The following is a 24,129-nucleotide window of genomic DNA, read 5'->3' on the forward strand; positions in this document are numbered from 1 at the left end:
GCCGGGTCGACCAGGCCGTTCACAGGGCTCCTGCCCCTTTCCTCCCGGCGTCCTGCCGGGTGCCTCTCAGGCTTCTCCAAGGCCCCTCTCACGCCCTTCTCAGGCCGCCTGGGCCGACAGGAAGGCCTGGAGACGCTCGGTGCGCGGCGCGCGCAGCACCTCGCGCGGGTCGCCTTCCTCGGCGATCACGCCCTGGTTCAGGAAGATCACCCGGTTGGCCACGTCGCGGGCGAAGTTCATTTCGTGCGTCACCACGATCATGGTGCGGCCTTCCTCCGCCAGGCTGCGCATGACCCGGAGCACCTCGCCCACCAGCTCGGGATCGAGGGCGCTGGTGGGCTCGTCGAACAGCATCAGGTCCGGCTCCATCGCGAGGGCGCGGGCGATGGCGACGCGCTGCTGCTCGCCGCCCGACAGGAAGGCCGGGTAGGCCTGCATCCGGTGGCTGACGCCGACCCGGGCGAGATAGTGCTCCGCCCGGTCCGCGGCCTCCGCCTTCGTCAGGCCAAGCACGCGCATCGGGCCCAGCATGACATTCTCGCGCGCGGTCATGTGGGACCACAGGTTGAACTGCTGGAAGACCATCGTCACGCGGGCCCGGTAGGCCCGCAGGCGCGCCGCATCGGCCACGATCTGGTCGCCGGCCCGGTCGCGCCGGCAGGCCAGTTCCTCTCCCGCCAGCGCGATCGTGCCTTCGGTCGGCCGCTCGAGGAAATTGAGGCAGCGCAGGAAGGTGCTCTTGCCCGAACCGGACGACCCAATCATCGAGATCACGTCGCCCTTGTTGGCTTCCAGGCTGATGCCCTTGAGCACGTCATGCGTGCCGAAGCGCTTGCGGATGTTGGTTGCTTTCAGCATGGCTCTGTCCTTTGCGGTTAGGGGCTGAGCAGGGCGCCTTCACGGAAGGGCGTCGAACCGGCGATCTTGCCGATGCGCTTGCCCGGCTCTGCGATGCGGGTGGCGGGTCTGGCGAAGAACACGCCGGCGGTCGTGGCGCGGACCGGGGTCACCGCGCCGGTGCCGAGGTCGGTGATCTCGGCGAGCGTCTGGCCGGCGGCAATCTCGTCGCCGAGACTGGCAACGTAGGACAGCAGGCCGGCGACCGGGGCGATCAGCGCCTCGGATCCGGCCAGCGGGGTCGGTGCGCAGGCCGGAGGCGGCAGGGTCGTCGTGCCCGCGACGGCGCCGGCATGGACCAGATAGGCAATCAGGGCATCGGCATCTGCGCCGGCCTGGCGGCGGTCCACGTCGACCCGGCCGCGCAGTTCCAGCGTGGTGCTGGCGCAGCCGCAGGGGATCGGATGACCGGGAAAGCGCGCCGCAAGGTCGAGCCAGGGCCGCACGAGCGCCTCGTCGAACGGCTCGCCGCCGGACACATCGGCAAGCAGGACTGCCCGGCAGCCGGTCAGGGCGGCCAGCGGCAGGATCCGCTCCAGCGATGCCGCCTGCGTGTAGAGATGGACGGTCGCCTCGCCATCGCAATGCAGGTCGAGCACCACGTCGGCCGGCAGCGCGAGGCGCAGCAGCGTGGCCCGCAGCACGTCGGCCGGGGCGATCGGGGTCCTGTCGGCCAGCGCCTGCAGCAGCGCGGTGCGCACGAGGATCATGTTGACGGCCGGATCCGCGCCGAGCCGGCCGGCGAGGCGTTCGGCTGCGGCAGGGGCGAGGTCGGGATAGTCGCGGTTGAAGTTGCGGCCGTCATAGAGGTCGAAGCGGCCGGTCTGGTCGCCGTGGACGAACTGGGCGAGGCCGATCGGGTTGGCGGCGGGCAGCACCGTGACGCGACCCTTGAGCGCGCCGCTGCGTTCCAGCCGGGCGAGCCGGTCGGCGACAAGCCGGGCCACCAGCATCCCGGGCGCCTCGTCGGCATGCAGGCCGCCCTGGATGTGGATGTGGGGCCGCGCGTCCGGGTTGCCGAAGGACAGCAGGGTGAGGCTGTGCTGCGTGCTTGCGCCATACCCCGGGATCGCGAAGGTCATTTCATGCATGGATGGGCCTCTGGGTGCCGGCCGGTTCACGCCTGGTGCTGGCGGCCGGGTCGAGATGCTTCAGGTAGTGCCGTTCCAGAGCGCGGAAGCTCAGGGTGAGGGCGATGGTGAGACCGAGATAGAACACGGCGGCTATGCCGAAACTCTCCGGAATGACCAGGTAGTTGGTATAGACATCCCGGGCGATGCGCAAAATCTCGACGATGGTCACCGTGCTGGCGAGGGCGGTTGCGTGCATCATCTGGACAACCTCGTTGCCGTATTGCGGCAGCGCACGACGCCAGGCGCCGGGCCAGAACACGTCGCGGAACACCTGCCAGGGGCTCAGGCCCAGGGCGCGCGCGGCCTCGATCTCGCCGCGCGGCGCGGTCCGGATCGCGCCGGCGAAAATTTCCGTGGTGTAGGCGGTGGTGTTCAGCGTGAAGGCGAGCCAGGCGCAGAACCACGGATCACGCAAGAACGGCCACAGGCTGCTGGCGCGCACCGCCTCGAATTGCGGCAGGCCGTAGTAGATGACGAAAAGCTGCACCAGCAGCGGCGTGCCGCGGAACACATAGGTATAGAGGAACACGGGCAGGCTCAGCCAGCGCCGGTGCGAGGCCCGGGCCACCGCCAGCGGTACGGAGAGAACCAGCCCGCTCACGGTCGAGACGAGGAGCAGGAGAAGCGTGATCTGCAGTCCGTCCCAGAAGGCGGGCAGGGTCTCGCGGACGATTTCCCAGTCGATCATGGCAGGACATCCTGTCGGACACCGCGCGAGACCCGGCGCTCGACCCCGGTCAGGACCACGATGGAAACCGTCGTCACGACCAGATAGATGAGCCCGATCAGCGCATAGAAGGTGAAGGGTTCGCGGGTGGCGGCCGAGGCGAGGGAGGCCCGGTGCACCATGTCGTCCAGCCCGATGATGGAGACCAGCGCCGTCGCCTTGAGCATCACCAGCCAGTTGTTGGTGAAGCCGGGCAGGGCGTGGCGGATCATCTGCGGCAGGATGATGTGGCCCAGCACCTGCAGGCGGCTGAGCCCGCAGGCCTGTCCAGCCTCGATCTGGCCGCGCGGGATGGCCAGGATCGCGCCCCGGAACGTCTCGGTGAGATAGGCACCGAAGATGAAGCCGAGGGTCAGCGTGCCGGCCACGAAGGCGTTGATGTCGATGTAGGCCCAGCCCTGGGCCTCGGTCAGACGGTTGAGCAGCACCTGCCCGCCGTAGAACACCATCAGCATCAGCAGCAGGTCGGGCAGCGAGCGGACCACCGTCGTGTAGCCCATGGCGATGGCCCTGAGGGCGGGGCTGCCGGACAGCCTGGCGCTGGCGCCTGCCAGACCGAAGCCGCAGGCAATGGCCAGCGACACGCTGGCAACGGACAGGGTGACCCGCAATCCGTCCAGGATCATGGGCAGGTAACCGTCGAACATCTCCGGGACCTTTCGCAAGCAGAAGGGGAATGGGGCGGGGCAACCGGCCGTCCGTCCGGGGCATGAGCCCGGCCGCTCCTGCCGGGAGACGCCCTCGGCCAGGCAGGCCCCGTCGGGTGGCCGCGGGCCTGCCCGCCGCGCGCTGTCACGGGTCCATCGGATCGCGGGCGCTGCCCCGGGGCATGGAGGGGCGCCGCCCGCGATCCGGCCGGCTGCCGCGGGGCAGCAGCAGCGGCGGTTACGGCCGTGCCGAGCGCGGCATGATGTTGAAGTCGAAGTACTGGCCGGCCATCTCGCCGTAGCTGCCGTCCTTCATGATCGTGGCCAGTGCGGCGTTGATCTTCTGCTTCAGCGCCTCCTCGCCCTTGCGGACGGCAATGCCGACGCCGCCATCGACGCTGTCGGTGAGGAACAGGGTGTCCCCGACCTGGGCGAAGCCCTTGCCCTCCGGCTGCTTCAGGAAGGCCTCGCCCGAGACCACGGAAGACCCGAAGGCGATGTCGCCGCGGCCGGCTGCCAGCTCCAGGTAGACGGCGGTTTCCTTGTCGACCGCCAGCACCGGATTGTCCGGATACTTGAGCTTCAGGTAGTCGGCGCGCGGGCTGTTGCGCAGGACGATGATGGTCTTGCCGGCAATGTCCTCCGGCGCGTGGCCCGTGAAGGCGCCTTCCCTGGCGATGAAGCGGGACGGCACGTCGTAATAGGGATCCGAGAAGTCGACCACTTCCTTGCGCTTGTCGGTGATGGTCATCGAGGCCACGATCATGTCGAACTTCCGGGCATTCAGGGCCGGGATCATCCCGTCCCATTCCTGCTGCACCAGCTCGCAGGTCACCTGCATCTGGGCGCAGATCGCCTTGGCGATGTCGATGTCGAAGCCCGACAGGGTGCCGTCGGCCGAGACCTTGCTGAAGGGCGGGTAGTTGCCCTCGACACCGACCCGAAGCGTGTCCTGGGCCGCGGCCAGGCCGACGGACAGAAGCGTGGCGGCTAGGAATGCGGAGACTTTTCTGTACATGCTGTTTCCCTCTCTGGTCAGTTGACCTGACTTGCTTACGAAAATGGATTTTCATAAGTTAGATGTATGAAAAATAAATCGTCAAGCCCAAAAGCGTCGTGGACGGCGCAATCCGACCATCGCTTCACCCAGTCGGAGCTGGGACGGAAGGTCAGCCAGCTGCTGGAGACGGGGTCCCGATCGCAGCAGGCGCTGTCGGAGTTCATCCTGCGCGACCCGATCTTCGTGGCCACGCACGGCATCGAGGAGCTCGCCCGGTGGTCGGGGATTTCGCCAAGCACCATAAGCCGTTACGTCCGGGATCTCGGGCTCGAGAGCTTTGCCGAGTTCCGGGCCGGCGTCGGCGAGACCGTGCATGCCCTGATCGCGCCGGTGACCAAGCTCGGCGACCGGCTGGCGCAGCCCGATGACGGCGAGACGGTCGCCGACACGGCGCTGCGTGCGGCGGCGCTGATGCTGCAGGGTCTCGCCGATGCCGACACGGCCGCGCGGATCCGCAAGGTCTCGGCCGAGGTGAAGGCGGCCCGGACCGTCTGGGTGATGGGGTTCGGCCTGTCGGCGCATCTGGCCGCGATGCTCGCGCTCGGCCTGCAGCCCTACCGCGACAACGTCATCAATGTCGTGCAGTTCGGCGGCACGGAAGTGGCGGCCGGCCGGCTGATGTCGGCGGCAGACGGCGATGTCCTGATCGCGATCACCTTTCCGCGCTATTCCGCCGAGGTGGTGGCGCTCGCCCAGGCTGCGAAGCTGCAGGGCGTGCGGATCGTCGCGCTCACCGATTCGCCCGCAGCCCCGCTGGCGCGCATGGCGGACGAGGTCCTGCTCGCGCCGGCCCAGCACCCGATCCTGTCGTCCTCGAGCCTTCCCGGACTGGCCCTGATCGAGGCGCTGGTGTCGGAGTTCCTCATGTCCGACCCGGCGCATGTGGACCGCGCCGCGCGGCTCGCGGCTGCAATGGCGGCCTATCTGGCAGGGCAGGACTGACGCTCTCCCTCCACCCGCGCGGCGATCACGGGAGGCCGCGCGGGGATCAACCCTTTGTGACCCGGCTGACGCAAGGGCGGGAAAACCGCCGGAACCCCAGCAAATCCGGGCTTTGCGACGCTGTCGCCGCTGTCCGTCCGTCGCCGCTGGCGGTCATCCGGCCTGTGCCTCGGCCCGTAAACACCCATATGACAGGACAGGGCCGGAAGTGCGGGCGACTGCTTCGCTTCTTCGCCAAGCCGGGCAAGCTTTCCCGGGGCACGACAGGGCAGGCGGCAGTGTCGTAACCCGCCGGGGCCGGCGCCCGGCCGGCAGCAGACCCGCCCTCCTGGCATTGTGTGGGAGAGTGCATGAGCAGGGACGAGGCATCGCAGGGGCAGACCGGCTTGTTTCAGCCCTCCGGGCTTGTGCTCCGGACGGAGCGCCACGCCGCGTCGCTGCGCCTGCTGCACTGGCTTGTCGCCGTCCTCGTGCTCGCCACCTGGCCACTGGGCCTGATGATCCAGTACACCCATGCCGACGTGAAGCTCGACTTCTACATCCTGCATGAAAGCCTCGGCTTCCTCGTGATCTGGCTGATGCTGCTCAGGGTCGGCAACCGGCTTTTCGTCCGCAGCCCGGCCGTCGCGGCCCCGGCGCTCGAACGCCGCGCCGCCACGCTCGTGCATGGCCTGCTCTACCTCCTGCTCATCATCATGCCGGTCAGCGGCTTCCTTGCCACCAACGCGCACGGCTTCCCGCTCAAGCTCTTCGGTCTCGTGCCGGTCTGGAGCCCGATCGGCAAGTCGCCCGACATCGCCTGGACGCTGTCGGCGATCCATGCGTGGAGCGCCTGGATCCTGCTCGGCCTGCTGGCGCTGCACCTGGCGGCGGCGCTGTTCCACCACCTCATTCGTCGTGACACCACGCTTTACCGGATACTCTAGGGTCAACCATGCAGCGGATACAGATCAGCGACACGACATGGAACCGGCTTCTGGCGCTGCGCCAGGGCGACCGTGCCATTGCCTCTGCCGAGGCGGGATACCGGCTCTACGCTCCGATTGCCGGCGCGCGCGAGCCCTTCGTGCTGGCCCAGGTCGGACAGTCGCTCGACGGCCGGGTTGCGACGCCCTCCGGCGATGCCCGCGATGTCTCCGGCCGCGACGGCCTCGTGCACCTGCACCGGTGCCGGGCGCTGGTGGATGCGGTGCTGGTGGGCATCGGCACCGTCAAGGCGGACAATCCGCGCCTGTCGGTCCGCATGGTCAGCGGTCCCCAGCCGGTGCGCGTCGTGATCGACAGTCGCGGCCTGCTCGACGGCAGCGAGGGGCTCTTCCATGACGGTGGTGCTCCGGTCCTCGTCTTCCGCAGTGCCGGCATCGCCGGACGCCCCCTGCCGGCGGCCGAGGTGATCGCGCTGAAGCCGCAGGACGGCGGGCTGGCGCCGGCCGACATTCTCGCCGCGCTGCAGGATCGCGGCCTCGGCCGCGTTCTGGTCGAGGGCGGGGCGCGCACCATCGCCCGCTTCCTGGAGGCGCGGCTGATCGACCGGCTGCACGTGGCGATCTCGCCGATCATCATCGGGTCGGGGCCGGCCGGCATCCGCCTGTCGCCGATCGACCAGCTCGCCTGCGCCCACCGGCCGGTCACCGAGGTCTATGACCTCGGCAGCGACATCCTGTTCGATTGCCGGCTGGAGCGCGATTTTGGCGCGCTCCGGGCGTCAGGCCGGCAGGGCCAGCAGGTCCGTGTGGCCAACCAGGGCTGAGCTGCCGGACAGGGCGATGTCGGCCAGGCGCCGGTCGATCCAGCGGCCGATGTCCTGCCCGCTCACCCGTCCCGCCGCCATCTCGGTGAGTGGCTGGCGCATGCCCTCGATCAGCTCGCCCTGAAGATGGATCTGCCCCTTCGCCATGCGCCAGGGGCTCGGACCGGTGAGCACCCGGAACCCGCGCGCGCCAAGGTGACGCTCCAGGCAGGCGGTCGCATCCGGCCCCAGGGCCGCACCGAGCCCCTTGTCGGTGCGCTGGTGCGCGTTGAACAGCTCCACCATGACCGCATCCAGCGGGTCGGCCGGCTGCCACCGCATGTCCCCGTCGTAGTTCAGCGCGGCATAAAGGCCCGTCCGGGTCGCGGCCAGCCGGTCGGCGAGCTGCACCACCAGCGGTTCGGACACCAGATCGAAGAGGGCCGAGGCCGTCACGACGTCCACGTCGTCCAGTGGCAGGCCGTCGAGATCATTGAGATCATGCTGGAGCAGGCGCACCCGGGCGTCGCCCTCCACCTGCCGGGCCGCTTCGGCCAGCAGCGCCGGATCGTGGTCGACCAGCAGCCAGCGGGTCGTGGGCGGCAGCAGGTCCTTCAGCGCGCGCCACGTCGATCCGGTGCCGCAGCCGATGTCGACGAGCCGGGGCTCTGACCGCGCGGCCAGATGGGCCGCCAGCGCGGCCACAAGGTCCGGGTCACGGGCGGCCCGGTCCGCCGGTTCGCGCAGCGCCAGCCAGTCCTTTGAAAATCCGCTCATTGTTCTCTCCCCCGTTGGGCAACCGTCGCAAGGTGCCGGGCAATCCGCGTGGCCGTCTCCGGCCAGCCGGGCAGGGCCGCACCGGCCTGCGCGGCCGCGTCGGCCATGTGCCGGCGCAAGGTGCGGTCGCTCACCAGCCGGGCGAGGGCGTCGGCGAGGGCGTCCGGATCCTCCGGCGGCACCAGCAGGCCGGCGTCCGGCGGCACCACCTCCGGCACCGCCCCGGCACGGCAGGCAACCACGGGAAGCCCGTGCGCCAGTGCCTCGGCAAAGGCCATGCCGTAGCCTTCGTAACGGCTGGCCAGCGCAAAGATGTCGGCCCGCGCCAGGTCGTCGCGCACCGTCGCGCGCTCGCCGGCGAGGGTGATGCGCGCGCCAAGCCCCAGCGCCTCGATCTGGGTCGCGAGCCCGGCGGCCGTGACCGGATCCAGCGTCCGGCTGCCGATGAGGGTGGCCTGCCACGGCAGATGCTCGATCCGTTTCAGGGCGGAGATCAGCACGTCGTGGCCCTTGCGCCGGGTCAGGGTTCCGATCGACAGGATCCGCGCCGGATCGCCGTCGCAGGGGCTGCGTCGGCCCGGATCGGTCCCCGGAACGGCGACCGTGATCCGGTCGGCCTCGACGCCATACGCGGCCACCAGCGTGCGGGCGGTTGCCGGCGAAGTGACGATCACCCCCTGCACGCAGGCCAGGGCCCGCCGCTCGCTCGCCTCAAGCCGCAGTCGGTCTGCCTCCGTCAGCCCCGTCTCCAGCGCCAGCGGATGGTGCACCAGCGCCACCAGCCGCAGGCGCGCGGCATGGCGGCCGGCCCAGTCGTCCAGGACCCCGAAGGCGAGGCCGTCGACCAGCACCAGACTGTCATCGGGCAGCGCCGACAGGCGGGCTTCGGCCAGGGCCAGGGTGGTCGCGGCGGGCGCGGGAAACCCCGGTCCGAGCGGCAGCGGCGTGACCTCGACCCCCGCCTCCCGCAGCTCCGCGATCACCCGGCGGTCATAGGCATAGCCGCCGGTGTTGATCGCCAGATCGCCGGGATGGGCGAAGGTCAGGGGTGGGATCAAAGATCTGCCTCGTACCAGGCGCGGGCGGCATGGGATTCATGCAGGTTCACCTTGATGCGGCAGATGCGGTGGCTGCCGGCCCCCAGGCGCTTGTCGGCCACTGCGGCGGCGAGCTGGTCGAAGATGTGCTTTGCGACGACTTCGGTGGTCGTCACCTTGCCGGCAAAGACCGGCAGGACGTCGAGGTTCTGGTAGTTGAGCGGCTTCAGCACCTCCGACAGCACGGTCATCGCCGCGCCGATGTCGACGGCCAGCCCGTCCTCGTCCAGCTCGCGGGTGTAGAAGGCGGCATCGACCACATAGGTCGCCCCGTGCATGCCCTGTGCCGGGCCGAAGACCGGGCGCGGCAGGCTGTGGGCAATCATGATGTGGTCACGAACTTCAACGGCAAACATCTGCTTCTCACTCCATCAGCATCCGGCGGGCCCAATGACGACATGGCACGACATGGCACGACATGTTCAGGCGTGTCGCGGGCCGGTTTCACGCGTCGTAGCTGATACGGTGGCAAAGGGTGTGCGGATCGGCGAGGATGGCAGGATAGGCGTCCGGCAGATCGACGAGCCGCGTCTCGCCGGAGATCAGCGCGTCCAGCGCCGGATCGCAGAGCAGGTCGAGGGCCTTGGCGAGGCGACGGCGGTAGCTCCAGCGGACGCTGCGGGATGCGGGTACCGCCCCGACCTGCGAACTGACCAGAGAGAGGCGCCGTGCGTGGAAGGCGCCGCCCAGCGGCAGGCTGACCTGCCGGTCGCCGTACCAGCTCGCCTCGACGATGCGGGCCTCCTGGCCGGCCAGCGTGATCGCCTCCGTAAGGGCGGCAGGGGCCGCCGAGGCGTTGATCAGCACGTCGAAGGGGCCTTCGAGCGTGCCCGGTGCAACGCGGCGCAGCCCGAGCCGGCTGGCGAGCACGCCGCGGTCCGGATTGGGATCGACCAGCACGACCTGCGTTCCGACGATGCGGCTGGCGAGATAGGCGACCAGCGCGCCCACGACCCCGGCCCCGAAGACAGCCACGTCATCGCCCGGCTGGATGCCGGCGTCCCAGACGATGGTGAGGGCGGTTTCCATGTTGGCGGCCAGCACGGCCCGTCCGGCCGGCAGTGCGGCCGGCAGCGGCAGCACGGCGGCAGCGGCGACCGTCGCGCGGTCCTGATGCGGATGCAGGCAGAACACGCGCTGCCCGACCAGCGCCGCGACCCCGTCGACGACCTCGCCCACGGCGCAGTAGCCGTATTTCACCGGAAACGGAAAGCTGCCGCCCATGTGCGGCCCGCGCATCCGCGCGTGTTCGGACGGCGGGACCCGGCCCTCGAACACCAGGTGCTCCGTGCCCCGGCTGATGCCGCTGAAGAGCATCCGCAACTCGACCTCGTCCGGTCCGGGGACTGGCAGCGCCTCGGTCTGCAGCGTGCAGCGGCCGGCGGCCGGGAACCACAGCGCGCGGGCGAGGCGTGCCGGATCAGCCTGTGTCGGGGCGCTCGGGTGGGTCATGCGTGGGGTCCTCGTCGGTTGCGGCCAGGAATGAGGTCTGGAGTCCGGTCCGGGTCGGGGGGGACCTGTCCGGAGGCAGGGCGACGGCCGGGGCAGCGGCAGATAGGGCGCCGGCGGGCCGCGGGAAGCCTCCCGGCACGCCGGCGCTCCGTCTCCGGAGCATCGCGGTTGCCGGCACCGGCGGCAACCCGGGACATGCGCCGACACCGGTCAGGCGGAAAAAATCGGGCCGAGGTCGCGTTGCGACTGCTCCGGCGGCGGGGCGCACGCGTATGAGCCATCAAAGCATCTGCCGGGTGCTGGCCGCGTTCCCATGGCGGGGTGGCGGGCCCGGACGCGTGAGGACAGGCATGGCAGTACACGATCCCTCCCTGCAACAGGACGAGCGGCGCGACACGACGCTGCGGGATCTCCGGCGCAGCGCGCTCTTGGTGCTCGGTGGACTGGTCGCGCTGGCGGTGCCGGCCTATGCGGGGGCGGTGGAGTTTCTGGATCTCGGCCGCCCGGTTGCCATCGTTGCCACGGCGCTGCTGCTCGCCATCTTTGCCCTGGTGCTGCGTGGCCTGCCGGCGCATGGCCACGACCGCTTCGGGCCGGCCAATGCGGTCACCGCGCTCAGGGCCGTGCTTGTGTGCCTGATCACGGCGGCGGTCTGCCTCGATGCCCTGCCGCAGGAGGGGCCGGCTGCCTGGATCATGGTCGCGCTGGTCGTCATCGCCCTGTCGCTCGACGGCGTCGACGGCCTTCTGGCGCGCCGGCTCGGGCAGGAGTCCGATCTTGGTGCCCGCTTCGACATGGAAGTCGATGCGCTGCTGATCCTCGCGCTCTCGGCGGCGGCCTTCCTGCTCGACAAGGCCGGGGCCTGGGTGCTGCTGATCGGGCTGATGCGCTACGGTTTCGTCCTGGCGCAATATGCGCTGCCGCAGCTGGCGCTGCCGCTGCCGCCCTCCTTCCGGCGCAAGCTCGTCTGCGTGGTGCAGGTCGGGGTGCTCTGTCTCGTGCTGGTGCCCGGCCTGGGCGCGCCCCTGTCCACGGTGCTCGCGGCTCTCGCGCTGGCGCTCCTGGCCTATTCCTTCGCCGTCGATACCCTCTACCTGCTGCGCCAACCCGAGGCCCGTCCATGACCGCAACTGCCGAGACCCTGCCTGCCGGTGCCGCCGCCCGGCTGAAGACCGCGCTGGGCGTCGCCCGGTCGCTGGTCATCTACTACGGCCAGCCCTGGCGCCGCGCGGCGCTGAAGCGGTTCTACCGCGACCTGGTCGCGCCGGGTGATCTCGTGTTCGACATCGGGGCCCATGTGGGCAGCCGCAGCCAGACACTCCTGTCGCTGGGGGCGCGGGTGGTGGCCGTGGAACCGCAGCCCGCCTTTGCCGCCCTCCTCGACCGGCACCTGGCGTCGCGCCTGGTGGCGCTGGAGCGCGTCGCGGTCGGGGCCGAGGAGGGCGAGGTGACGTTGCGCATCTCAAGCCGCCATCCCACCGTGACGACCGTCTCGGACCGGTTCATCGACGGCGTGCGCGACACCGACGGGTTCCGCGAGGTCGTCTGGGACCAGGCGATCACCTTGCCGATGACGACGCTCGACCGGCTGATCGCCAGCCATGGCCTGCCCGCCTTCTGCAAGATCGACGTGGAAGGGGCGGAGGCGGACATCCTGCGGGGCCTGTCCCAGCCGGTCGCGCTGATCGCCTTCGAGTACATTCCGGCCATGCCGGCGATCACGCGCGAGGCCGTGACGCGGCTGATGCAGCTCGGCCCCTACCGCTTCAACCGCGTCATCGGCGAAACGCATCGCTTCGTCTCGTCCGGCTGGGTCGATGCTGAGGCCCTGCTGGCGGGCCTCGACGCGCTGCCGCCGGATGCGCCCTCCGGTGATGTCTACGCCCGGCTTGCCGCGTGAGGTCGCCTCCGGACTGGCGCGCCTCAGCGCGGGGCCCGCAGCCGTGCAAGCAGCGCGGCCACGAGGATCAGGCCGCCCGGCAGGGCCGTTCCGGCGAGGCTCAGGAGCCCGTAGACGAGGCTCGCGGCGACGCCCTCGGCGGCCGTGAAGCCGAACAGCGGCCACAGGGCCGCGGCGGCCGCCTCACGCGTGCCCCAGCCGCCGATGCCGACCGGGATCAGCATGGTCAGCAGGCACAGCGGGATCGCGGTGAGGGCGGCAACCGGAGGCAGGGGCGCTCCCACCGCATCGGAGGCAATCAGGAAGATCGCCACATAGGTGGCGACGATCAGGCCGCTCAGTCCGAGCTGGACCAGCCAGGCGCCGTCGCTCCAGAAGGCAGCGCGCAGATCCGGTCCGAGCGCTGCCAGACGTCGCCGGAACAGGATCACCAGGCCTGCCAGGAGCACGGCGACCAGGATCGCCCCGCCGGTCAGCAGACCGGCCGCTGCCGTTCCGCCGGTCAGCAGACCGGCCGCCGTCGTCCCGCCGTCACCGGCCGGTGCCGCGCCGACCGATGCCCCGCCGGGCAGGCCCGGCGGCAGGGACATCGGCAGCGGGATCTCGCGCGCCAGCACCAGCGGCCAGGCCAGCAGGCCCACACCCGTGAGCAGGAAGAAGGCAAGCTGGCCCGACAGGCGTTCCAGCACCACCGTGGTGGCGGCGCGCTTCCAGCCGCCAGGATGGTCCTGTCCGCTGCGGTAGATGCGGGCCGCGTCGCCCGCCACGCCGCCGGGCAGGAGCTGGTTGAGGCCGCTGCCCATGTAGTAGTCCGCCACCGCCCGGCCCAATCCCATCGGGTGGCCGAGCCGGCGGGCGGTGTACCGCCAGCGCAAGGCCGAAAGCACGGTCTGGACCTGCACCAGCGCCAGTCCGGCCAGGGCATGTCCGGCCGGCACGCGCTCAAGCGCGGCAAGGAGGCTGTCCGGGTCGACGGCCATGATCAGGAGCGCCACGATCGCGAGGCTCGCGATCAGGGCGGCCAGCTTCAGACGGGTCATGCGGCGCTCTCCCGCGGGCCGGCGGCAAGGACGGGGACCATAGGCGCATGACGGACAGGGAGACCGGTCAGGTGGCGGAACGGGACGGGAAACATCAGTCGGCGGGGGCGGTCGGGGGAGCGATCCTGCTCTTTGCCATGATCGGCGGGCTTGCGGTCATCATGCCGGATGATCCGGGCCAGTACCATCCCGATGCCCTGCGCAGCCTCGCCTTTCTGTCGCTGCCGCTCGAATTGCCGCTGCTGCTGGCGGGCCTGTTGCTGCTGCCGCGACGGGCGGCGATCGCCCTGTCGCTGGCGGCCGGGCTGGTTCTCGCCTGCCTGATCTTCCTGAAACTCGCCGACATCGGCGTGCTCTCGGCCTTCCAGCGCCGGTTCAATCCCTATCTCGATCTCAAGCTGCTGGCCGACGGCTGGAACCTGTTCTCCGGTACGGTCGGCAGGGCCGGTGCGGCGGCGGCCATCCTCGGCGCGGCAACGGTGCTGGGGCTGCTTGTCGCGGCCTTCCTGTGGTCCTGCCTGCGGCTGGTGCATCTCGGCGGCCGGGCGCGGCGGGCGGTGCTTGCCGGTGCGGGCCTCGCCTTTGCCGGCGGGCTGGTGCTGTCCTTCACCGTCACGCGGCCGGACGGGACGCCACTTGCATCGCTCCGGGCCGGGCCGGTGCTTGCCGAGCGGCTGGCGCTTGTGGTCCGGTCGGTCGCCGACATCCGGGCCTTCGAGGCCGGGCTCGAGACGCCTGCGCCCTATGCGGCTGGACCCGACCTCCTGTCGGCCGTGGCCGGCCGCGACGTGATCGTGATCTTCGTCGAATCCTATGGCCGCAGCGCCCTGGAAGATCCCCGCTACAGCCGTCTCACCGGCCCCCGCCTTGCCGCCATCGAGCAGCGGCTTGCGGCCGAAGGCTTTGCCATGGCGAGCGGCTGGGCCGGCTCGCCGACGGTGGCGGGACTGAGCTGGCTCGCCCATGCCACGCTCATGTCCGGGCTCTGGGTCGACAGCCAGGCGCGGCATGACCTGCTGATGAGCAGCCGGCGTCCCAGTCTCAACCGGCTGTTCAGCGACGCCGGCTGGCACGCCGCCGCCGTCATGCCCGCCATCGTGATGGACTGGCCGGAGGCAGCTCATTACGGTTACGACGCCATCTTCGACGCCAAGGCGCTGGACTATCGCGGCCTGCCGTTCAACTGGGTCACCATGCCGGACCAGTACACGCTGTCGGCGTTCGAGCGCCGGGTGCGTGCGCCGATGCGGGCTGCCGGCACGCCGGTGATGGCCGAGATCGCGCTCATCTCCAGCCATGCGCCCTGGACCCCGGTCGCGCGTCTTGTCGACTGGGCGCAGGTCGGCGACGGCACGATCTTCAATGACCAGGCCGCCGCGGGAGATCCGCCGGCCGTGGTCTGGGCCGATCCGGAGCGGGTGCGACAGCACTACATCGCCACCGTGGACTATTCGCTGGAAACCCTCGGCGACTACATCGCCCGTTTCGGCGGCGAGGCGGTCTTCGTCATCCTGGGGGATCACCAGCCGGCCGCGCTGGTCACCGGACCGGACGCCTCGCGCGCCGTGCCGGTGCATGTGATCAGCCGCGATGCCGGGCTTGTCGCCCGCTTCTCCGCCGATGGCTTCCGTCCGGGCCTCGTGCCTGCCGCTGACGCGCCGGAGCTGCCGATGGACCGCCTGCGCGGCCGTCTCCTGCATCACTTCAGCGGCCGCTGACGGCGCAGGGTCCGTCGCCCTCAGACCCCGCGAGGCCGCTTGCGGGCGATCTCGAAGAAGGCCTGGACCAGCTTGGCATTGCGCCGTTCCTGCAGGCAGATCAGCGCCTCGTCCATCATCAGTCCGTCCTGAGGCCGGATCGGGATCGGCGTCAGGCGCTTGTCCTCGCCGAACTCGGCAATGGAGACGAAGCCGATGCCGGCGCCGGAGGCCACGATCTCGCGCACGGCCTCACGGCCCTCCGCCTCGATTGTCGGCTTCAGCTCGACGCCCGCCTCCCGGGCGGCCAGCTCCAGCTTGAGCCGCGTCTTCGAGCCCCTCTCGCGAAACACCAGCGGGTGATGGGCGAGTTCGGCGAATGTCAGCTCGCGCGCGCCGGCCAGCGGATGGCTGTTGGCGACAAAGCTGATGATCGGCGACGAGCTGAGCAGCTCGCAGTCGAAGTTCTTCAGGGTCGGCATCTCGCCCAGAACCCCGATGTCGGCCTCGTAGTTGTGCAGCGACGTCACCACCGTTTCGGTGTTGCCCGCCCGGACCGAGATGTGCACGCCCGGGTAGCTGCGGCGGAAATCGGCGAGAATGTGCAGCAGGTGATGCGCGCTGTCGGCAACGATGCGCAGGTTGCCGGATTGCAGCGCCCGGCTCTCGGACAGGAAGTCGAGCGCCTGCTGCTCGCAGTCGAACATGCGGCGGGTCACCTGCAGCAGCTGTTCGCCCGCCGCCGTCAGCGTCACCTGCTTGCGCATGCGGTTGAACAGCAGCACGTCATACTCCTCCTCCAGCTTGCGCACCTGGTCGGAGATGGCCGGCTGGGTCAGCAACAGTTCCTCGGCGGCCCGCGAGAAGCCGCCGCAGATGGCGACGTAATGAAAGGCCCGAAGCTGGACGTAGCGCATGTCGCACCTGCAAAACTGATGACAGCATCGAAAGTAACGATTTGAATTATGGATTGCAACGGCGCTTCCTGAGGGATCATCACCCGGAGCGCCGCGATGCATCCCTTTTTCGTCCTTCTTCATCTGGCGGCGGCGGTCATGCTGCTGCTGTGGGCCGTGCGCATGGTGCGCACGGGCATCGAGCGGGCCTATGGCCCCTCCCTGCGCGGCGCGCTGCGCCGGGCGCGCGGCGGCCCGGCCGGCATGGCGCTCGCCGGACTGCTGCTTGCCATCGTCCTGCAGAGTGCGACGGCCGTCGGGGTGCTGGCGGCGGGATTTGCCCAGACCGGCCTGATCGGCGTCGGAGCGGGCCTTGCTGCGCTGGTCGGGGCCGATCTCGGCTCGGCGCTCGTGGTCAAGCTCCTGTCCTTCGACCTGTCCGAACTGGGTCCGCTGCTCATGCTGGCCGGTGCGACGCTGTTCCTCAAGCTGGACAACCGGACCCTTCGGCAGATCGGCCGGATCCTGCTCGGCATCTCGTTCATCCTGCTGTCGCTGCGCCTGGTCGGGGAGGCGACGGCCCCGCTGCGTCACAGCGCGGTGCTGCCGCAGGTGGCCGCCTATCTTGCCGGCGACCCGGTGACGGCGATGGCCGTCGCGGCGCTCCTCGCCTGGGTGCTGCATTCCTCGGTGGCAACGCTGATCCTCTTCGCCACCTTTGCTGCCAACGGGGTGCTGCCTGTCGAAGCGGCGGCGCCGATGGTCCTCGGGGCCAACATCGGCGGGGCGCTGGTGGCGGTCTGGCTCACGCGGGGGGCGGGTCTTCCGGCACGCCATATCCCGCTCGGCAACCTGGTGTTCCGGGCGGCGGCGGCGGGCGTGTGGCTCGTGCTGCTGGATCTGGTGCCCGGTCTTCTGCCGGCGCTGGGCAGCGATCCGGCGGTGCAGCTCGTCAACTTCCACGTCGTCTTCAACCTCGCGCTGGTCGTCGCCGCGCTGCCGCTGACGGGGCCGATGGAGCGCCTGATGGGCCGCCTCTGGCCCGTGATGCCCGAGACGGCCGCGCCTGCCGATGCCCACCGGTCGGCGCTCGATCCGGCGTCGGTGGCAACGCCTGCGCTGGCGCTGGCAAGCGCCCAGCGGGAGCTGTTGCGGATGGGGGAAGCGCTGGAGGCCATGCTGCAGCCGGTCATCGACCTGCTCGAGGACGGCGATCTGCAGCAGATCGACCGGGTTCGGGCCCGCGACGGCGAGGTCAACCGCCGGCACACCGACATCAAGCTCTTCATCGCCGACGTGAACCGCCGGGCGTTGACGGCGGACGAAGCCCGGCGGAGCCTCGAGCTTGCCAGCCTTGCCATGGACTTCGAGGCCGTCGGCGACATCATCGCGAAGACCCTCCTCGCCCAGGCAGAGGAGATGGCACTTGGCCGCCTGCATTTCTCCCGCGAGGGGCGCGCCGAGATCGAGGGTCTGCACGCGCGCGTCCTCGCCAACATGCAGCTGGCGCTCAATGTGCTGGTGTCCTCGGATCTCGACAGCGCGCGGCAGCTTGCGGGCGAAAAGGCCATCCTGCGGCGGATGGAGCGCGACAGCCACGACCGTCATCTGGCGCGCCTGCGCGCGGGAGCGCCCGAGACGCTCGCCACCAGCGACATCCATCTGGAAGTGGTGCGGGCGCTCAAGGAGATCAATTCGCTCCTCGTCAAGGTCGCCTATCCAATCCTCGCCGAGCAAGGCTTCCTGCGCGAGACGCGGCTGGTGGATGTGGCCTGATCATCAGAAAAATCGTTCTTCTGATCTTAAATAACGATTTTACAGATATAAGTCCGCGTGGGACTGTTGTCTCACCTCGGACAGATCCGCTGGGAGACGCGCCATGACACAGACAGATCCCGCATTCCCCGCCCCCCGCATGGGGGAGCCTTTCCTGCTCACGCCGGGCCCCCTGACGACCGCCTACAGCGTCAAGGAAGCCATGCTCCGCGACTGGGGCTCCTGGGATGGCGACTTCCGCGCCATGACGAAGTCGCTGTGCGACCAGCTGGTCGAGATGGCCGGGGATACGGCTGGCGACTATGCCTGCGTCCCCATGCAGGGCTCCGGCTCCTTCTCGGTCGAGGCGATGCTGGGCACGCTGGTGCCGCGCGACGGCAAGGTGCTGGTGCTTGCCAACGGCGCCTATGGCCTGCGTGCCGCCGAAACGCTCCGCGTCATGGGCCGTGCCTTTACCCTGATCAACAAGGGCGACTACCTGCCGCCGCGCGGCGAGGAAGTGGCGCGGGCGCTCGACGCCGATCCGGCGATCACGCATGTCATCGCCATCCACTGCGAGACCTCGTCCGGCATTCTCAACCCGGTTGCCGAAATCGCCGCTGCCGTACTCTCGCGGGGCCGCAAGCTGCTGATCGACTCCATGAGCGCCTTTGGCGCGGTCGAGCTCGATGTCCGCCAGATCCCTTACGAGGCGATGGTGTCCTCGGCCAACAAGTGCGTTGAAGGCGTGCCGGGCTTCGGGTTCGTCATCGCCCGCAAGTCGGCGCTGGAAGCTGCCAAGGGCAACGCCCACTCGCTCAGCCTCGATGTGGCGGCGCAGTGGAGCGCGATGGTCAAGACCGGCCAGTGGCGCTTCACCCCGCCGACCCATGTGGTCGCCGCGTTCCTCGAGGCGCTGCGCCTGCATCGTCTGGAAGGCGGCGTCGCTGGCCGTGGCGCGCGCTACACCCGCAACCGCGACGTGATGGTCGCCGGCATGCGTGCGCTCGGCTTCGAGACCCTGCTCGCCGACCGCTGGCTGTCGCCGATCATCGTCACCTTCTTCAATCCGGCCCATCCGAACTTCGTCTTCGACCGGTTCTACGAGCTGATGAAGGCCAGGGGCTTCATCATCTACCCGGGCAAGCTCACCGTGGTCGACAGCTTCCGCATCGGCTGCATCGGCCGGATGGACGAACACGTCATGCGCCGTGTCGTTGCCGCTGCCGCCGAGGCGCTCGCCGACATGGGCGTCGACAGCGCCGCTCCGCCCGCCGCCGCCATTGCCGAGCGCGCCAAGCTCGCCGCCTGATCCTGATCCTGCCAATCGAAAGACCTGCCATGAACGCTCACGCCCGCACGCCCATCGTCGCCAACGACCGCACCTATCCCTGGCCGAAGGTGCCGGCCATCGCCATCTGCCTGGACGGCTGCGAACCGGCCTATCTGGATGTTGCCATCGCCAAGGGGTTGATGCCGACGCTGAAGCGGATGCGCGAGACCGGCACCGACCGTCTCGCCCATTCGGTGATCCCGTCCTTCACCAATCCGAACAACCTGTCCATCGCCACCGGCCGCCCGCCCATCGTCCATGGCATCTGCGGCAACTACCTCTACGAACCGGAGACCGGCAAGGAAGTGATGATGAACGATGTGCGCTTTCTGCGCGCGCCGACCATCTTCAGCCAGTTCTATGCTGCCGGTGCCCGCGTCGCCGTGGTGACGGCCAAGGACAAGCTGCGTGCGCTGCTGGGCGCCGGTCTGAAGTTTGATGAAGGCCGGGCCATCTGCTTCTCCTCCGAGAAGTCCGATGCAACGACCATGGCCGAGAACGGCATCAACAACGCCAGCGCCTGGCTCGGGCGTCCGGTGCCGGAGGTCTACTCCGCAGACTTGTCCGAGTTCGTCTTTGCTGCCGGTGTGCGCCTGCTGAAGGAGTGGAAGCCGGACGTGATGTATCTCACCACGACCGACTACGTGCAGCACAAGTACGCCCCGGAAGATGCCGACGCGCAGAGCTTCTACAAGATGTTCGACCGCTACCTCACGGAGCTTGACGCGCTGGGCGCCGCCATCGTCGTCACGGCCGACCATGGCATGAAGCCGAAGCATCTGGCCGATGGCTCCCCGGCCGTGATCTACGTGCAGGATCTCCTCGACGGCTGGCTCGGCAAGGATGCGGCCCGCGTGATCCTGCCGATCACCGACCCTTACGTCGTGCACCATGGCGCGCTGGGCTCGTTTGCAACTGCCTACCTGCCGGCCGGGGCCGACCGCGCCGATATCATTAGCCGGCTCAAGGCCGTGCCGGACATGCTGCTGGTGGTGGACAAGGACGAGGCCATCCGCCGCTTCGAGCTGCCGGGTGACCGCATCGGTGATCTCGTCATGATCTCCGGCGAGAACATGACGCTGGGCACCAGCGCCCACCGCCATGACCTTGCCGCCCTCAACGAGCCGCTGCGCAGCCATGGCGGCCTGACCGAGCAGGAAGTGCCCTTCATCGTCAACCGCGTGATCGACCTGCCGGCCGCCCCTGTGCTGCGCAACTTCGACGCCTTCTTCTATGCCTGCACGGCGGCGGTGCAGCCATGCTGAAGAAAGCGCCCCCGATCGCGATGCGGCACGAGGCGATGCGGATCGCCGGCCGCAAGGTGGATACGGTGGACCGGGTTCCGGTCCACTATCCCTGGACCAACGAGGTCATCGGCACGGTGCCGGCCGGCACCGCCGAACACGCCCGCGAGGCCTTTGCCATCGCCGCCGCCTACGAGCCGCGTCTTACCCGCTACGAGCGGCAGACGATCCTGCTCAACACCGCCCGGATCATTTCCGAGCGCAAGGCCGAATTGGCGCCGATCATCACGGCGGAGCTTGGCATCTCGCTGGCCGATGCGATGTATGAATGCGGCAGGGCCTATGACGTCTACACGCTCGCCGGCCAGATGTGCATCCATGACGACGGCGAGATCTTCTCCTGCGACCTGACCCCGCATGGCAAGGCGCGCAAGATCTTCACCACGCGGGAACCGCTGCGCGCCATTTCGGCCATCACCCCGTTCAACCATCCGCTGAACATGGTGAGCCACAAGATCGCGCCGGCCATCGCCACCAACAACTGCATCGTGGTGAAGCCGACCGAGCTGACGCCCCTGACGGCGCTGTGGCTGGCCGATGCGCTCTACGAGGCCGGACTCCCGCCGCAGATGCTCTCGGTGGTCACCGGCTGGCCGAAGGACATCGGTGACGAGATGATCACCAACCCGGACTTCGACCTGATCACCTTCACCGGCGGCGTTCCGGTGGGCAAGATGATCGCGGCGAAGGCGGCCTACAAGCGCCAGGTCCTGGAGCTTGGCGGCAATGATCCGCTGATCATCTGCAATGATCTCGGCGATGCGGATCTGGCCAGGGCGGCTGACCTCGCCGTTGCCGGCGCCACCAAGAACTCCGGCCAGCGCTGCACGGCGGTGAAGCGCATTCTGGTCCAGGACAGTGTGGCCGACCGGTTCGTGCCGATGGTTCTGGAGCGCGCCCGGGCCTTGCGCTTCGGCGATCCGATGGATCCGGCCACGGAACTGGGCTGCGTCGTGCATGAACGCGCCGCCGAGGTCTTCGAGGAGCGTGTCTTCAAGGCCGAGGCCCAGGGCGCGAAGATCCTCTATCACCCCGGCCGCCAGGGCGCGCTGCTGCCGCCCATCGTGGTCGACCATGTCCCGCATGAAAGCGAACTGGTGATGGAGGAAACCTTTGGCCCCGTGGTTCCCATCGTCCGGGTGCCGGACAGCGACGTGGAGACCATGCGGATCTCCAACTCGACGCCCTTCGGTCTCTCCTCCGGTGTCTGCACCAACGACTACCGGCGCATGCAGTCCTACATCCGTGGCCTTGTGGTTGGCACGGTCAACGTCTGGGAGGTTCCCGGATACCGGATCGAGATGTCGCCGTTCGGCGGCATCAAGGACAGCGGCAACGGCTACAAGGAAGGCGTGATCGAGGCCATGAAGAGCTTCACCAACGTCAAGACCTTCTCCCTGCCATGGGCATGAGGCCTCCCCTGACCCATCGCTGAACTGGAGGCGGGCTGCTGCAGCTCGCCTCTCTTTTTCCCGGCGCTTGGCTGCGCCCGGATCGCAAGATCAAGGAATTCGGTCGATGGACCTTGGCGCGTTGGGTCTTGTCCTCCTGGCAGCCCTGCTGCACGCGGGCTGGAATGCGCTGATCAAGGCTGTCGATGACAGGGCAGGGGTGCTGGCCGCGGTGTCGGCGGCCCACGTGGTTCTTGGCCTGTTTCTGGTGTCGGTGGCTCCCGGTCCGGCTCCGGCGAGCTGGCCAGCAATCGCCACCTCTGCCCTGTTGCACTACGGCTATTACGCCTTGCTGTTCCGGGCTTACCGGCTTGGCGACCTCAGCCAGGTCTATCCGATCTCGCGCGGGCTCGCGCCGGCTGCCGTCGCGCTGGCTGCGGCGGTCCTCGTCGGCGAGCGGCTGCCGCCGGCCGGCTGGGTCGGGCTTGCCTGTGTCTGTGCCGGGATTGGCCTTCTGGCCGTCCGGCGCACCCCGTCCTCGCCCGGGGCGATCGGCTTTGCCGTTGCCCTGGGTCTGCTCATCGCCGCCTATTCGGTCGCCGATGGTCTCGGGGTGCGGCAGTCGCAGTCCGTGTTCGGATACATGGGCTGGCTGTTCCTGCTCGAGTTTCCCGTGCCGCTCGTCATCGCGCTCAACCGGCGCCTGCGGGGCGGGCATTTCAGGCTTGGGGTCATCCTGCTGGGCAGCCTTGGCGGCGTCGCCGCCGTCACGGCCTATGGACTTGTGCTGTACGTCAAGACGATAGCCCCGCTCGGGGCGGTCTCGGCCGTGCGCGAGTCCAGTGTCATCCTTGCCGCCCTCATCGGCATTCTCGTCCTTGGCGAAAGGCCGGTCGCGCTGAGGCTCCTGGCGGCGGCCATCGTCGCGGTCGGTGTCGCCACACTGGCGCTGTCCTGAGGGTCCGCCGTGCCGCAGAGGCCGGGCGGATGCCGGAATGTCTTGCGATGTCAGCGGGTTGTGAGGCTGCTGCTGAAAGCTGTCGAACGGGAGGCTGCGCGCTGCGGTATGTATTGACTGAAATGATGATTGAATAAGAATAATAGATTTTACTTATTATCTTGCCGTTCCCACAGTCAGGTCCACGGAGAGCCGGTCACGTCCCGCCAGGGGACACGACAGAAGCCGGCCCCGCTTCCAGTCCGCCGCGCGATGCTTGGGACCTGAGGCCCGGCGGAAGTCGAACGCAGTTCAGACACACGGGGAACCCAGACATGAACGCAAGGACCTTCCTGATCTCGACAGCCTTCCTTACCCTGTCGGTCGTCTCGACCGCAGCGCAGACCGAACTGACTGTCTACACCGCCTTCGAGGCCGAGTTTCTCGAGCGCTATGCGGCAGCCTTCAACAAGGAGCATCCCGACATCAAGATCAACTGGGTGCGTGACTCGACCGGCGTCGTGACGGCGAAGCTCCTGGCGGAGAAGAACAATCCGAAGGCAGACGTGGTCTGGAGCCTCGCGGCCTCCTCGCTCAACCTGCTGAAGTCCGAGGGCATGCTCGAGGCCTATGCGCCCAAGGGCGTCGAGGCGCTGGATGTCCGCTTCGTCGACACCGACACGCCGCCGACCTGGGTCGGCCTCAATGCCTGGGCAGCCGCAATCTGCTTCAACACGGTCGAGGCCGCGCGGCACGGATTGCCGACGCCGCGCACCTGGGCAGACCTGACCCGGCCCGAGTTCGCCGGGCATGTGGTGATGCCCAATCCCGCCTCCTCCGGCACCGGCTTCCTCGATGTGTCGGCCTGGCTGCAGATGTGGGGCGGCGATGCCTGGGACTTCATGGACAAGCTCCATGCCAACATCGCCAGCTACACGCACTCCGGTTCCAAGCCCTGCAAGATGGCTGCCTCGGGCGAAACCGTCGCCGGCATCTCCTTCGACTTCCGCGGCGCCAAGGCAAAGACTGATGGCGCGCCGATCGAGGTGATCATTCCGGAGGAGGGCATCGGCTGGGACATGGAGGCAGCCGCCATCATTGCCGGCACCCCGAACCTTGAGGCGGCGAAGACGCTGCTGGACTGGTCGATCACGCCGGCGGCGATGGCAGAGTACAACCAGGCCTACGCGATCCTCGCCATTCCGGGCCTGTCGCGGCCCATCCCGAACTACCCCGCGAATGTCGAGGCGAAGATGATCCGCAACGACTTCGAGTGGGCCGCCACGAGCCGCAAGAGCATCCTGGAGGAATGGTCCAAGCGCTACGACACCAAGAGCGAGCCGCGAACCTGAGCCGTTTCTCTCCGGGGGGAGGCGAGGTCTCCCCCCGACCTGCCGCGTTTCGCCCGGAGTGAG

General features: G+C 69.0%; 23 protein-coding genes. 12 read left to right on the plus strand and 11 right to left on the minus strand.

Translation table 11 applies throughout. The features are described from left to right. Nucleotides 1–99: 99 nt before the first annotated feature. The 5 genes from GWI72_RS00320 to GWI72_RS00340 form a co-directional block, all read right to left on the minus strand. Nucleotides 100–858 carry an ABC transporter ATP-binding protein gene (locus tag GWI72_RS00320; protein WP_161707402.1) on the minus strand — a complete coding sequence of 253 codons (759 nt, stop codon included), beginning with the start codon at nucleotides 856–858 and terminating at the stop codon, nucleotides 100–102. Nucleotides 859–875: 17 nt separating this feature from the next. Further along, entirely contained in the window at nucleotides 876–1,988 is a 1,113-nt protein-coding gene (locus GWI72_RS00325) for a succinylglutamate desuccinylase/aspartoacylase family protein (RefSeq protein WP_161707404.1), read from the minus strand. Then, nucleotides 1,981–2,718, minus strand: coding sequence for an ABC transporter permease (locus GWI72_RS00330; RefSeq protein WP_161707406.1), 738 nt, complete (start codon nucleotides 2,716–2,718; stop codon nucleotides 1,981–1,983). Before GWI72_RS00330 ends, GWI72_RS00325 begins: the two co-directional genes overlap by 8 nt. Then, a complete protein-coding gene (locus GWI72_RS00335; RefSeq protein WP_161674825.1) occupies nucleotides 2,715–3,404 on the minus strand; it encodes an ABC transporter permease in 690 nt (229 codons plus the stop codon). Before GWI72_RS00335 ends, GWI72_RS00330 begins: the two co-directional genes overlap by 4 nt. Nucleotides 3,405–3,642: 238 nt before the next feature. After that, nucleotides 3,643–4,422, minus strand: a complete 780-nt coding sequence (locus GWI72_RS00340; protein ID WP_161707407.1) for a transporter substrate-binding domain-containing protein — start codon at nucleotides 4,420–4,422, stop codon at nucleotides 3,643–3,645. Nucleotides 4,423–4,488: 66 nt separating this feature from the next. Between GWI72_RS00340 and GWI72_RS00345 the strand changes: the two genes are divergently transcribed. The 3 genes from GWI72_RS00345 (at nucleotide 4,489) to GWI72_RS00355 (ending at nucleotide 7,156) form a co-directional block, all read left to right on the plus strand. Continuing rightward, complete coding sequence (locus tag GWI72_RS00345; RefSeq protein ID WP_161707409.1) at nucleotides 4,489–5,406, plus strand: MurR/RpiR family transcriptional regulator; 918 nt, start codon at nucleotides 4,489–4,491, stop codon at nucleotides 5,404–5,406. 350 nt (nucleotides 5,407–5,756) lie between these two features. Further along, on the plus strand, nucleotides 5,757–6,332 hold the full coding sequence (locus tag GWI72_RS00350; RefSeq protein ID WP_161674831.1) for a cytochrome b: 576 nt from the start codon (nucleotides 5,757–5,759) through the stop codon (nucleotides 6,330–6,332). A gap of 8 nt (nucleotides 6,333–6,340) precedes the next feature. Further along, nucleotides 6,341–7,156 (plus strand): RibD family protein, encoded by an 816-nt coding sequence (locus GWI72_RS00355; protein WP_161674833.1) that lies wholly within the window; start codon nucleotides 6,341–6,343, stop codon nucleotides 7,154–7,156. On the opposite strand, the gene GWI72_RS00360 is transcribed toward GWI72_RS00355, so the two are convergent. From GWI72_RS00360 to GWI72_RS00375, 4 genes are all read right to left on the minus strand, one after another. Beyond that, nucleotides 7,112–7,912 carry a class I SAM-dependent methyltransferase gene (locus GWI72_RS00360; RefSeq protein WP_161674834.1) on the minus strand — a complete coding sequence of 267 codons (801 nt, stop codon included), beginning with the start codon at nucleotides 7,910–7,912 and terminating at the stop codon, nucleotides 7,112–7,114. The genes GWI72_RS00355 and GWI72_RS00360 overlap by 45 nt on opposite strands. After that, nucleotides 7,909–8,970, minus strand: a complete 1,062-nt coding sequence (locus tag GWI72_RS00365) for a glycosyltransferase family 4 protein (RefSeq protein WP_161707411.1) — start codon at nucleotides 8,968–8,970, stop codon at nucleotides 7,909–7,911. The genes GWI72_RS00360 and GWI72_RS00365 overlap by 4 nt, the downstream gene beginning before the upstream one ends. Then, nucleotides 8,967–9,365, minus strand: coding sequence for a 6-pyruvoyl trahydropterin synthase family protein (locus GWI72_RS00370; protein WP_161674838.1), 399 nt, complete (start codon nucleotides 9,363–9,365; stop codon nucleotides 8,967–8,969). The genes GWI72_RS00365 and GWI72_RS00370 overlap by 4 nt, the downstream gene beginning before the upstream one ends. Before the next feature lie 88 nt (nucleotides 9,366–9,453). After that, a complete protein-coding gene (locus GWI72_RS00375; protein WP_161707413.1) occupies nucleotides 9,454–10,461 on the minus strand; it encodes an MDR/zinc-dependent alcohol dehydrogenase-like family protein in 1,008 nt (335 codons plus the stop codon). 350 nt (nucleotides 10,462–10,811) lie between these two features. Between GWI72_RS00375 and GWI72_RS00380 the strand changes: the two genes are divergently transcribed. Both GWI72_RS00380 and GWI72_RS00385 read left to right on the plus strand, forming a co-directional pair. After that, on the plus strand, nucleotides 10,812–11,585 hold the full coding sequence (locus GWI72_RS00380) for a CDP-alcohol phosphatidyltransferase family protein (RefSeq protein ID WP_161707415.1): 774 nt from the start codon (nucleotides 10,812–10,814) through the stop codon (nucleotides 11,583–11,585). Further along, nucleotides 11,582–12,361 carry an FkbM family methyltransferase gene (locus GWI72_RS00385; protein WP_161707417.1) on the plus strand — a complete coding sequence of 260 codons (780 nt, stop codon included), beginning with the start codon at nucleotides 11,582–11,584 and terminating at the stop codon, nucleotides 12,359–12,361. The genes GWI72_RS00380 and GWI72_RS00385 overlap by 4 nt, the downstream gene beginning before the upstream one ends. Nucleotides 12,362–12,384: 23 nt before the next feature. Here GWI72_RS00385 and GWI72_RS00390 read toward each other — a convergent pair whose 3' ends face one another. Beyond that, nucleotides 12,385–13,401, minus strand: a complete 1,017-nt coding sequence (locus tag GWI72_RS00390; RefSeq protein ID WP_161707419.1) for a lysylphosphatidylglycerol synthase transmembrane domain-containing protein — start codon at nucleotides 13,399–13,401, stop codon at nucleotides 12,385–12,387. A gap of 47 nt (nucleotides 13,402–13,448) precedes the next feature. On the opposite strand from GWI72_RS00390, the gene GWI72_RS00395 reads away from it, so the two are divergent. After that, nucleotides 13,449–15,119, plus strand: a complete 1,671-nt coding sequence (locus GWI72_RS00395; protein WP_244314178.1) for an alkaline phosphatase family protein — start codon at nucleotides 13,449–13,451, stop codon at nucleotides 15,117–15,119. A 20-nt stretch (nucleotides 15,120–15,139) separates the two neighbouring features. Here the strand turns inward: GWI72_RS00395 and GWI72_RS00400 are convergent, their stop codons facing one another. Then, complete coding sequence (locus tag GWI72_RS00400) at nucleotides 15,140–16,015, minus strand: LysR substrate-binding domain-containing protein (RefSeq protein ID WP_161707420.1); 876 nt, start codon at nucleotides 16,013–16,015, stop codon at nucleotides 15,140–15,142. 96 nt (nucleotides 16,016–16,111) lie between these two features. Here GWI72_RS00400 and GWI72_RS00405 point away from each other — a divergent pair, with 96 nt between their 5' ends. The 6 genes from GWI72_RS00405 to GWI72_RS00430 all read left to right on the plus strand — a co-directional run bounded on the left by GWI72_RS00405 (nucleotide 16,112) and on the right by GWI72_RS00430 (nucleotide 24,066). Further along, entirely contained in the window at nucleotides 16,112–17,770 is a 1,659-nt protein-coding gene (locus tag GWI72_RS00405; protein ID WP_161707422.1) for a Na/Pi cotransporter family protein, read from the plus strand. 103 nt (nucleotides 17,771–17,873) lie between these two features. Then, nucleotides 17,874–19,061, plus strand: coding sequence for a 2-aminoethylphosphonate--pyruvate transaminase (locus tag GWI72_RS00410; RefSeq protein ID WP_244314179.1), 1,188 nt, complete (start codon nucleotides 17,874–17,876; stop codon nucleotides 19,059–19,061). A 29-nt stretch (nucleotides 19,062–19,090) separates the two neighbouring features. Next, nucleotides 19,091–20,347, plus strand: coding sequence for a phosphonoacetate hydrolase (gene phnA, locus GWI72_RS00415; RefSeq protein ID WP_161707424.1), 1,257 nt, complete (start codon nucleotides 19,091–19,093; stop codon nucleotides 20,345–20,347). After that, complete coding sequence (phnY, locus tag GWI72_RS00420; protein ID WP_161707426.1) at nucleotides 20,341–21,798, plus strand: phosphonoacetaldehyde dehydrogenase; 1,458 nt, start codon at nucleotides 20,341–20,343, stop codon at nucleotides 21,796–21,798. The genes phnA and phnY overlap by 7 nt, the downstream gene beginning before the upstream one ends. Before the next feature lie 106 nt (nucleotides 21,799–21,904). Further along, nucleotides 21,905–22,735 carry an EamA family transporter gene (locus GWI72_RS00425; protein WP_161707428.1) on the plus strand — a complete coding sequence of 277 codons (831 nt, stop codon included), beginning with the start codon at nucleotides 21,905–21,907 and terminating at the stop codon, nucleotides 22,733–22,735. Between the two features lie 314 nt (nucleotides 22,736–23,049). Continuing rightward, nucleotides 23,050–24,066 (plus strand): putative 2-aminoethylphosphonate ABC transporter substrate-binding protein, encoded by a 1,017-nt coding sequence (locus GWI72_RS00430; protein ID WP_161674857.1) that lies wholly within the window; start codon nucleotides 23,050–23,052, stop codon nucleotides 24,064–24,066. Nucleotides 24,067–24,129: the final 63 nt, after the last annotated feature.

This window comes from Pannonibacter sp. XCT-53, assembly GCF_009915765.1.
Lineage (GTDB): Bacteria > Pseudomonadota > Alphaproteobacteria > Rhizobiales > Stappiaceae > Pannonibacter > Pannonibacter tanglangensis.